7 protein-coding genes and 3 pseudogenes are annotated in these 10,175 nt (G+C 71.3%); 8 read left to right on the top strand and 2 right to left on the bottom strand.

Annotation, left to right across the window (positions count from 1 at the left end):
• A pseudogene (locus K6I34_RS22760) lies at positions 1-250 on the bottom strand (glycosyltransferase); the annotation flags it as partial.
• Between the two features lie 449 nt (positions 251-699).
• Between K6I34_RS22760 and K6I34_RS22755 the strand changes: the two are divergent.
• From K6I34_RS22755 to K6I34_RS22735, 4 genes and pseudogenes are all read left to right on the top strand, one after another.
• Positions 700-831: a lasso RiPP family leader peptide-containing protein gene (locus K6I34_RS22755; RefSeq protein ID WP_229328181.1), complete on the top strand. Its 132-nt coding sequence runs from the start codon at positions 700-702 to the stop codon at positions 829-831.
• Positions 832-847: 16 nt separating this feature from the next.
• Entirely contained in the window at positions 848-2,125 is a 1,278-nt protein-coding gene (locus K6I34_RS22750; protein WP_229328180.1) for an asparagine synthase-related protein, read from the top strand.
• Positions 2,126-2,140: 15 nt separating this feature from the next.
• Positions 2,141-2,701, top strand: a complete 561-nt coding sequence (locus K6I34_RS22745) for an asparagine synthase-related protein (protein ID WP_229328179.1) — start codon at positions 2,141-2,143, stop codon at positions 2,699-2,701.
• 76 nt (positions 2,702-2,777) lie between these two features.
• Positions 2,778-2,948, top strand: a pseudogene (locus tag K6I34_RS22735) (dihydrofolate reductase); the annotation flags it as partial.
• A gap of 172 nt (positions 2,949-3,120) precedes the next feature.
• Here K6I34_RS22735 and K6I34_RS22730 read toward each other — a convergent pair.
• Positions 3,121-3,624 (bottom strand): MarR family winged helix-turn-helix transcriptional regulator, encoded by a 504-nt coding sequence (locus K6I34_RS22730; RefSeq protein WP_229328177.1) that lies wholly within the window; start codon positions 3,622-3,624, stop codon positions 3,121-3,123.
• Positions 3,625-3,681: 57 nt separating this feature from the next.
• Between K6I34_RS22730 and K6I34_RS22725 the strand changes: the two genes are divergently transcribed.
• From K6I34_RS22725 to K6I34_RS22705, 4 genes and pseudogenes are all read left to right on the top strand, one after another.
• Positions 3,682-4,209, top strand: a complete 528-nt coding sequence (locus tag K6I34_RS22725; protein ID WP_229328176.1) for a DUF6790 family protein — start codon at positions 3,682-3,684, stop codon at positions 4,207-4,209.
• Between the two features lie 746 nt (positions 4,210-4,955).
• A complete protein-coding gene (locus K6I34_RS22720) occupies positions 4,956-5,750 on the top strand; it encodes an MBL fold metallo-hydrolase (protein ID WP_229328175.1) in 795 nt (264 codons plus the stop codon).
• Between the two features lie 716 nt (positions 5,751-6,466).
• Positions 6,467-9,628 carry a DUF6603 domain-containing protein gene (locus K6I34_RS22710; protein ID WP_229328174.1) on the top strand — a complete coding sequence of 1,054 codons (3,162 nt, stop codon included), beginning with the start codon at positions 6,467-6,469 and terminating at the stop codon, positions 9,626-9,628.
• Between the two features lie 20 nt (positions 9,629-9,648).
• Positions 9,649-10,175, top strand: a pseudogene (locus K6I34_RS22705) (hypothetical protein); the annotation flags it as partial.

Raw genomic sequence — 10,175 nt, 5'->3', positions numbered from 1 at the left:
GGGGGAACTCTCTGGTGGCGAACGACGGTGCGAGGTAGGTGCCGATGACGGGGATGCCGAACGCTTCGCCGGCCGTCCGGCTGAGCGGTGCCGGGCCGAAGGCGGTGAGCAGCAGGTCGGCTCCGCCTGCCACGGCCTCCGCCACCCCGTCGGCGAGCCCGTCCGCGTACGCCCGCGTCAGTGCCTGGACCTCCTCCCGTGACGCTGCGCGGGCCCAGTTGCGGATCAGCCTCTGTGGGTCTCCTGGCACGGGCCGGTGGTCGAGACCGCACCCGCCGACGAGTGCGGCGGAGGCCGGGTGCCCGGGCCGCAAGGATCTCAAGTGTCTCGTCCACGTACTGCCAGACCGCCGCCTCCGACGCCCCGTGGAATCACCGCGCCAACGACGAGGGGCTCTTCCGCGTCTTCCCAGCCGACCTGCGCGTTTCACTCTTCAAGGGCCGGGATGAAAGAGGTTCGGTGGGGTCTGTAACACCAATTCCAGGGCGCGGGTGCGGGTATGCCGCGGCCGATATTGTCGCTCGCCCCGGATTTGAGGGGAAGCAATGCCGGGGCGTGCAACAAGTCGGGAGGATTATCTGTCGATTCACCCTCCCGGGTGGACAATTCGACTGATCGGATTGGCTGGTTGACGTCAGGGAATCTCCAGAACGCGGCACACATACGCACTGAGGGAAGGTTACGGAAGAAGGGATCGTCATGGAACAGCAGGAGATTTACGAGCCGCCTGAGCTGGTTGAAGTCGGGGAATTCGGAGAGCTGACGCGAGGTGCTTCCACCTCCAACGAGCTTGACGGCGGCCCGCCGCCGTTCCAGTGGTTCCCTCTGTAGACGGCGGTCGGGCGCCATGACCGGTGAGGCGTGGTTCGCCGTCCTTCCCGACGGCGAAGCCGGCCTCACCGCCGCGCGGGCGCTGCGGCCCCTGGCCGCCAACGCGATCGAGCACGCCTCCGGACGGTCATGGCTGCTGGGCAACTGGCCGGAGGGGCATGTGAAGGTGGCCAGGACCGGCGCGGCCCGCATGGCAGTCATCGGGCGCTGCCCGGTCACCGCCAGGGCGTTGACGGCGAGGCTGGGACTGGCCCACGACATCGACGATGCGGAACGGGCCGTGCAGGGGCTGCCGGGCAGTTTCCATGCGGTCGTCTCCCTCGGCCGCCGGGTGCGCGTCAGAGGCAGTGCCTCGGGTGCGCGGCGCGTCTTCTACGCACGCGTGGGCGATACCACCGTCGCCGCCGACCGGGCCGATACGCTCGCATCGCTGACCGGGGCCGGCATCGACGAACAGCAACTGGCCCTGCACCTGCTGTCCTCGCCGCCCCTTCACCCGCTGGACGACGCCTGTGTGTGGGGAGGCGTGCAGGCCCTACGGCCCCACGACGCCCTGCTGATCGACCCCGACGGGCGGGCTCGTACGTGCCGATGGTGGCAGTCTCCCGAGCCGGTGCTGACGCTCGCCGACGGAGTGCCTGGTGTACGGCGGGCGCTGGAGACCGCAGTCCGTTCCTGCGCTGCGGGCGGCGGCACCATCAGCTCCGATTTGTCCGGCGGCATGGACTCCACCAGCCTGTGCTTCCTCGCCGCGCGCGACGGCGCCCAGCTGATCACTTTCCGCTGGGAGAGCCAGGATCCCGGCAACGACGACCCCGCCTGGGGCGCACAGGCCGCCTCGTGGCTCCCCGGCGCCGACCATGTCGCCGTCGGCAGGACGGAGATCCCGCCGTGGTACACCGGCCTTGCCGACACGACTGTTCCCACAGCGGAACCGGGGGCCTGGGTGCGCGACACCGCACGCTTGGCGGCCATGACTCACCTGATGACGGACCGCGGCTCGCGACTGCACATGACGGGCGGTGGCGGGGACGAACTCTTCACTGCTTTTTCCTCCCACCTCTACGACTACGTCCGCAGCCGGCCCCTCGCCGCTCTGGCCCGCCTCCACCGTCAGTGCGCGTTCCGCCGTACCCGACTGTGGCCGGCCGTCCGCGGCCTGGCCGACCGCAGGACGTACGCCCAGTGGCTCGCTGCTCAGGCCGATGGGCTGACCAGTGCCCCACCCCTGGCCCGGAGGGAACTCGCGGCCTTCTCCGTCGCCTGGGGCGTGGGCCTCCGAATGCCGTCGTAGGCGACTCCGGACGCGGTGCGGGTCGTACGGGACCGTCTGTGCGAGGCCGCCTCCTCGGGCGCCCGGCCGCTGGCCCGGCAGCATGGCCAGCACACGGCCTTGGCCTGCGTCCTCGCCGGCGGGCGTGGCATCCACCAGCTGAACCAGTTCACGACCCCCCTCGGGCTCGAGTACGCCGCCCCCTACCTCGACGACGGCGTGATCGAGGCGGCGCTGGCAGTCCGCGTACCTGAACGCTTCGCGCCCGGCCGTTACAAGCCGGTCCTGGCCGCCGCGATGCACGGCATCGTGCCCGCCGCGATCCTGGGACGGTCCACCAAGGGGGAGTACAGCGCTGAGTTCCACACCGGCCTTCGCCGGAACCGCGCCTCCCTGCTGGAGCTGTTCGACGACCCTCTGCTCGCCCGCGCCGGCCTGATCGACGCCTCCGCCCTCCGCGCACGGCTGCTCGGCCTCCACCCGGATCCCCGCTACTTGCGCGACCTGGATCCCACCCTCGGCTGCGAGGTCTGGCTCCGCTCCCGCCGCAGTCGAGCCACGTCCCCGGACACCGCCTCCACTGGAGGACCGGCATGACCTTCACTCTGCACGCCGACGTCTCAGTGGTCGACACCGACTACGGGACAGCGCTGCTCGACGAGTCCAACGGCCGTTACTGGCACGCCTGGCTACCGGCGGCCTGGCGGAAGCCAGGGCCCACCCCGTGCTGGTCGGCGGCGGCATCCCGTTCTTCCCCCGGTGCGAGCGCAGGGTGAATCTCGAACTCGTCGAGACGCGCGCCTTCACCTCGAAGGCCGTCTGCCTCCGCTACCGAGTGGCGCGCTGGCACGGGCCGTGCGCCACGACGCCCGGAAGAAAGATCAGGACGCCGTCGGGGAACAGGTACGCAGTGCGCCGGGCGTCGTATATCTCCTTCGCCGGGCCCTGCTTGGCCTCTCGGCGAGGCCCTCGGGGACGCCGGTGACGTCGGGGGTGTCGGGACAGGTGACTGGGATTCAACTTCTCCTCGCTCGCGCCGGCCCCGCCTGATCCGGTTCCGGTGTGCCGTTCGGTTGCCGGGCTGTGGCTCCGCGCCGTGGCTCCGCGGGGGTCAGCAGCGCGGCGAGCCGGTGGGTGTCCGCGAGGTAGCGGTCGTAGGGGAAGCCGGCCTTCAGGAGGGCGGTGCGGAGCTCTTCTTCCAGAGGCTTGCCCTCGGCCAGGAAGGTGGCCTGGCCCGTCGGGGTGAGGGCGACCAGGCGCCGGCGCCGGTGGGCGGGGTCGACGCTGATCGTCACGTACCCCTCCGCCTCCAGTGGGCGCAGGGCACGGCTGATGGCGGGGTCGGACAGGGCCAGGGCCTCGGCGAGCTGGTGCTGGGTGGCGGGCTGGATCTCCTCAAGGGTGCCCAGTAGCCGCAGTTGGCTGTGGGAGAGGCGCTGGTTCGGGCCGGAGCGGCGCCGGGCCGCCTCGCCCATCAGCATGACCACGCGGTGCAGGAGCTCTGCCAGTCCTTCGTCCATGCGACCAGCCTACCGGACTCTTGCGTCGTTAATATTAACCGTGCAACACTCAAGTCCATGGACAACGTCCCTTACGCCGTTCAGACCACGTTTCCGCTTCTCTTCATGCTGGTGCCCGCCCTCGGAGCGCTGCTGAGCTGCCGCCACCGCAGCCCGGGCCGGCCGGCGGCGGAGATCTGGCAGCGCTGGTGGGCCGTCGGTGCCCTCGGCGTCGGAAGCCTGTGGATCACGCTCTCGTTCCTGGCAGCCCCGAAGGGCATGGCCGACGCCATCGGCTTCGCCCGCTCGCCGTTCCAGTTCGAGATCGCCTTCGCCAACCTCGGCCTCGCCGTGCTGGGCTTCCGTGGCGCGTCCGCGTCGCCCCGCGAGCGCCTCACCAGTGGGCTGGCGGCCGCCGCGTTCCTGTGGGGAGCCGCGATCGGCCACGTCTACCAGTGGTTCGCCAACGGCGACCACGCCGCCGGGAACACGGGCGGCATCCTGGCCAATGACGTTCTCGTTCCCGCCGTCATGATCGCCCTGGCCGTCCGGGATGTCCGCCGCGCCGGCTCCGGCCGCAGCCACGCCGTCCGCCCGGCAGCCTGACCGCGGCGGCCCACCCGCCCGGCAGCGGAGCCCGCGCCGATGCGAACGGCTTGTCCTGATCGGCGGCCGTTCCTTCCGGGACTCCGCTGCCGCCGTCCGGTGAGCCCGGAGGTCGCCGGATCGGCAGGCGGGATGGTCGATGAACGTACGCCGCTGGGACCGGGGTGTCGAGGCGTGGGCGGCCGGGGACGAGCAGGGCCTGGACGACGCGTGGACCACCGAGGTGCTCCCGGACCTGGGTGGTCGGCGGGGTCTTACGAGTGCTGCGCGAGCGTGGGCTTCGCCGCGCAGAGACGCGGCACGGCCCAGGTGCCGCCATTGCCTCGTCCGGCAGTCGCCCGGTTCGATGGCCCGCTGTGATGGATGGAGAAGGCTTCCTTCCTGTGGTGCGGACCGCTCCCGGTGCAGGCTGCTGGTCTGAGTGGTCTGTGCCGGAGCCTGTCATTGGGTCTGGTGGTTTCGAAGGCGCCGCTGCGCCCCGGCGTCTGTGTTTCGAAGGTGTTTTTATGATCTTGCTTTGGTTTTGATGGGGCGCGGACAAGGGGGAGGGGGAGGGCTGGCCTGTCGGCACACGGTCGGGTGTGGTCTGGCAGGTTGGCCGCATGCGGGACGCGCGGGCCCGGCGGTGCTCGTGGTGGTCCCCCGTGGGAATGCCCGGCCGCCGGGGGCGGTTGCAGCCGACGACCCGTGAGCGGACGCCGGTTCCGGCACGGGCTCATGACGGACAGTTACGGGAGGGGTTGTACGTGAAGATCGGCGACATCGAGGTCCTGGCGGTCATGGACGGGGTGGGCACCGAGACCGCCGCCGAGATCCTCACCCGCCCCGGCGCGGACGACCCGTGGGCCTGCCACGACCACCACCGGGAGCCGGACGGCACCCTGAACCTGCCGCTCGGCGGCTTCCTGGTGCGCAGCGGGCAGAGGACCGTCCTGGTGGACGCCGGGGTCGGGCCGTTCGACGACGGCCGTTACCGCGGGGGCGCGCTGCTGGACTCGCTCGCCGCCCAGGGGGTCGCGCCCGAGGACGTGACCGATGTGGTCTTCACGCATCTCCACTTCGACCACGTCGGTTGGGCCGCGGTCGAGGGACGGCCGGTCTTCCCCCGCGCCACCTACCGCGCTCACCGCGCCGACTGGCAGCACTTCGTCACCGGGCAGGCCGCGACTCCCGAAGCCGTCGCCAAGCTCACCCCGCTCGAAGGCCGACTGGAGCTGTTCGACGCCGACTTCACCCTCGCACCCGGCATCGACGCCCTCCACCTTCCCGGCCACACCCCCGGCACCACCGTGTACGTGCTCTCCTCCGGCGGGCGCCGTGCGCTGCTGCTGGGCGACGTAGTCCACTCGGTGGTCCAGTTCAGCGAGCGCGACTGGCAGGTGATCTGGGACGTCGACCCGGCAGCCGCGTCCGCGGTACGCAACCGCATCGCCGACGAGGCCGCCGACACCGAGGACCTGCTGGTCGCCGCGCACTTCCCCGGCATGCGCTTCGGCCGCATCCTCGCCGCCGACGGCAACCGCCGCTTCGTCGCCGTCTAGTGCTCCAGCCCTGACGGATGCCGAGCCCAACGAGCTGTTCAGCGCGTCGTGGCCGGCTCATAGGCCGACCCCCTTCGCGCCGGTGCTGTCCCGAAGCCTGACCTGGATCGCGGCGCGTAGAGATGGCCGGCTGGTCGGATTCGTCAATGTCGCGGGCGACGGCGGTGCGCACGCCGACGTCGCCGCCATCGGAGTGGGTCAGGAACACCTCACCCTTTCCGGCCGCGGACTGCGCATGCGCCATGAGATACGCCATCGCTACCCCTTGCTGGACGCGCTCCCGCCGCCACTCTTCCCCCGGCCCCGCACCAGCGTTACCGCGAGCTCGACGGGAGGCATCAGGGCTTTCCACGGCCACACCGTGCCCGATGAGATATCGGCCGCTCCGGCCGACCCCTTCCCGACTCGTGCCCGCCTTGCGCCGACGGCTCCTGACATTGTCAGCCAACCCTGTAGCCGGTGGGGCCACGCCTTTTCGCCCACGGCCGGCGCAGGCCCGCTGGAAAGCCTCGGCGCATCGCAGGGGCCGCGCCCGCACCAACCCCCATCGCAAGGCCCCGGCCATAAGGAATGAGCCTGTCCGGATCGATCCCTCGATGGCCTGAAATGCCCACTACTACAGGATAGTTACCACGAACTCGCCCCAGCGCACCCCCCTGGCCTGCCATGCTTCCAGCCGGTGACGGAAGCCGTTCCTCCAAGGCCGGGGAGAACCCATGGCGCTCTCGCTCAAGGACCTGCTCGACCTCTTCCCCGAACCCGGTGGGGACTTCGTCCTGCCAGGGGATCTGATCAGCGACATCCCCGGCGTCGGCCCGCTGCTGGAGACGTGGCTGACGTCGGCGGACATCACCGTCGTCGGAGCGGTTCCCAACCCCGGCGAGGTCACGGTGGCGGGCACGCTGTCGTTCACCGTGGTCGACGGGCCGTGCCCCGTGGTCGTCTCGTTCACGATCGACGCGCTCCAGACCGTCACCGGCGTGAAGCTCGACTTCACGCTGCCGGCCACCGAGGAGGACTCCGGCGAGGACGGCGACGACTTCGCGCCGCACCTCCAACTCGAAGCGTCCGTCCAGGGATTCACCGCCACCCTCGTACTCGTCTTCACCGGCGCGGACGGCGGGCCCAAGACGATGGAGTTCGCCGCTTCCTACCAGGGCGGCTCCCTCATCGGCACCTGGGAGTCCGAGGACGGCCTGTCCTGGGACGACATCGCCCACGCGCTCGGCACCGCCCCCGCCGACCTGCCGCCCGCCCTCGTGCCCGTGCTCAAGAGGGCCGGGTTCGCCTACGAGAAGCGCAAGAGGGCGTTCGTGTTCTCGGCCGCCACCGAGTACGTCGAACTCGCCTTCGCCTCCCTGCCGCAGAAGGCCGGGACGGGGACGCCGGGGGCGCGGCTGCGTGCCGTCCTGCTGCAGGGGAGGTTCGAGGCGGGGCTGACCGACCTGCCGTCGATCGGGGAGAACGCCCCCATCGAGGACGACCTGGTCTTCGCCGGACTCCAGGCCTTCCACCTCTCGGCCGCCATGAAGGTCCGCAAGGTCAAGGCGCTCAACGACCTTATGAGCGACGCTGGCGTCGACCTCGGCCTGCCCACCCGCAGCCTCACCGCCGGGGCATCGCTGGCCGTCACCGCCACCACCGCGTTCACGGAGAAGACCTACGGCCTCGTCTACCCGCTGCGGCGCAAGCCCCAGCCCGGCCCGCCCCCGCTGCCGTACCGGCAGGACGACGAGGAGGACGTGCCCGCCCAGGCGTCCATCCCGCTCGACGCGGTCTTCGGCCCGCTCAGGATCGCCGAGATCGGGCTCTCGTACGCCGACGGCACGGCCCGCGTCACCATCGATGCCACCTTCGACGCGGGCGGCATCGAACTGAGCGCGTCCAAGCTGGGGTTCGCCATCAGGATCGCCGACGGCGAGTGGGACTTCCGGCCCACCCTCGAAGGGCTCGGGCTCACCTTCGACCGTCCCCCCGTCCGTATCGGCGGCGCGTTCCTCGTCAAGGAAGCGCAATCACCCTACGACCTGCTCTTCGCCGGGATGGCCGTCATCGAGGTCAAGGTGGTGAGCGTCAAGGTGATGGGCGCCTACGCCCGCGCCGAGGGCGGCTATCCGTCGCTCTTCCTCTACGGCGTGCTGGCCGGGCGCAACGGACTGGGCCCGCCGCCCTTCCAGGTGCGCGGCATCGCGGCGGGCTTCGGCTACAACAGCTCGGTACGGGTGCCCGCCCCGGCCGAGACACCTCTCTTCCCGTTCGTCGCCGAGCTCGGCAGCGGCTCGGACCGGCCCCCGCTCGAAGTCCTCGACGACCTTCTCGACGGATCGGGGGACAGGCCGCCCTGGCTGACCCCCGCGCAGGGGCAGATCTGGTGCGCGGTCGGACTCGACTTCACCGTCTTCCAGTTCGTCGACGCCAAGGCCCTGGCCCTGGTCGAGTTCGGGAGCGACTTCACGATCGCCGTCCTCGGCCTGGCCACCGCCTCGTTCCCCACGGGCCGCCCGTCCGACCCCGCCATCGCCCGCGTCCAGCTCGCCATGCAGGCGCTGTACACCTCCCGCGACAGCATGCTCGCCCTCGCCGCCGAGCTCACCCCGGCCTCGTACGTCCTGGACCCCGAGTGCCGGCTGACCGGCGGGCTCGCCTACCGCACCTGGTTCGGCGGGTCCCACGAGGGCGACTTCGTCTTCTGCCTCGGCGGCTACGCCCCCGGCTTCGACCGGCCCGACTGGTACCCCGACGTGCCCCGCCTCGGCTACACGTGGGGCATCTCCAGCGTCGTCACCATCCGGGGCGAGGCGTACGCCGCGCTGACCCCGGCGGCCGTCATGGCGGGCGGCAGGCTGGAAGTGTCCTTCCACGCCGGCATCGTCGAGGCCTGGCTGACGGCCCGGCTCGACGCCCTCATCCAGTGGAAGCCGTTCTACTTCCAGTTCACCGCCGGGGTCCGCATCGGCTTCGCCGTCGACCTGTGGCTGTTCACCGTCCGCGGCGAGGTCGGCGTCGACATCGACCTGTGGGGCCCGCCCGTCGGCGGCATCGCCACCGTCCACCTGTGGTGCATCGACTTCGACGTGTCGTTCGGGGCGAGCCGCGACACCCGGGCCAAGGAGGCGGGCTGGAGCGACGTCCAGGAACAGCTGCCCGCCCGCGCCGAGATGCTGCGGATCACCCCGCTCACCGGCATCCTGCCCGAGGACGAGACCGTCCGCGCGCACCGCCTCGACAGCGGCGACGACCGCTGGGTCGTCTCGGCCGACGGCTTCTCCTTCTCCACCACGACACCCGTCCCGGCCTCCAAGATGACCATCGGGGAGACGACCGTCCCCGGCGGCAAGCCCCTCGACATCCGGCCCATGGGCGACACCGGGCTGGCCTCCGAACACGCGCTGACGGTCCTTCTGGGCGACGACCCCGGCTTCGACCCCGTCCAGCGCGGCTGGACGGTCGAAACCGTCACCACCAGCGTGCCGCAGGCACTGTGGGGCACCGGCGAGCCCGACAGCGACCGGCCCACCGTACCGGGCCAGGTCATCGGCCTCACCGTCACCGTGCCCGGACCCAAGGACGGGCCCTCGCCCGGCGAGATGACCGACATCGCGCTCGGTTTCGAGGAACTCGCCCCCAGCGACGCCCTGCCCATCACCCCAGGCGACGCGCCCACCGGACCGCGGCCCCTGGCCTGGCAGCCCGGCCAGGAACCCACCAGCATCGGCGCGGTCGCCACGGGCATCGCCACCACGGCCGTGCCCGCCCGGGACGCGCTCCACGCCGAACTCGCCGCGCTGGGCGTGGCACCGCCCTCCCACGACCGCCTGGACGGCTTCGCCGCCCTCGCCGCGGCGGGCACCTTCACCGCCGAACCCCTGACGATCTGACGCCGCGCGAGGGACGCCACATGACACAGCCCGTTGTGTACGGGGACGATCCCCGGTTCGACATCCACTTCCACGACAACCACATCCCGGCCGCGCCCGCCGGCCTCTACGAGATCTCCCTCGGCCACACCGTCTCCGGCGGCAAGGTCGGCACGGACAACCTGCCGTCCGTCCACCAGAACGCCGAGATCCGCGCACCGCAGTTCACCCTCGACGGCTCCTTCGTCCACGCCCTCCACCCGGCGCCCGCGGCGAGCGGCGCCTTCGAGTACGTCCTGCCGCACATCACCCTCAACCGGATGATCCTCCCCTGGGAGCGTGCCCTCGACGCGGCCGAGCCGCAACTGCCCTGGCTGGCCCTGCTGCTCTTCACCGAAGGCGAACTGCCCGACGACCCCAAGTCCCAGGGACACACCGCGACACGGACCGTCCGCCAACTCCTCACCCCCACCGACGACGTCCTTGCCCCCGACATCACCCTCGACGTGGAGGTGCCGCCCGAACTGCGGGACAGCTCCTGCGCCACCATCGACGTGCCCGCCGACGT

Origin of the sequence: Streptomyces sp. UNOC14_S4 (genome assembly GCF_020740835.1) — a bacterium.
GTDB lineage: Bacteria > Actinomycetota > Actinomycetes > Streptomycetales > Streptomycetaceae > Streptomyces.
Note: the sequence above shows the minus strand (reverse complement) of the source record. Positions and strands in the feature narration are given on the sequence as shown.

Bases quoted from the DNA above. Each gene is read 5' to 3' on its own strand.
- K6I34_RS22710 (WP_229328174.1), top strand. From the start codon at position 6,467: ATGGCGCTCTCGCTCAAGGACCTGCTCGACCTCTTCCCCGAACCCGGT.
- K6I34_RS22755 (WP_229328181.1), top strand. From the start codon at position 700: ATGGAACAGCAGGAGATTTACGAGCCGCCTGAGCTGGTTGAAGTCGGG.
- K6I34_RS22725 (WP_229328176.1), top strand. From the start codon at position 3,682: ATGGACAACGTCCCTTACGCCGTTCAGACCACGTTTCCGCTTCTCTTC.
- K6I34_RS22750 (WP_229328180.1), top strand. From the start codon at position 848: ATGACCGGTGAGGCGTGGTTCGCCGTCCTTCCCGACGGCGAAGCCGGC.
- K6I34_RS22730 (WP_229328177.1), bottom strand. From the start codon at position 3,624: ATGGACGAAGGACTGGCAGAGCTCCTGCACCGCGTGGTCATGCTGATG.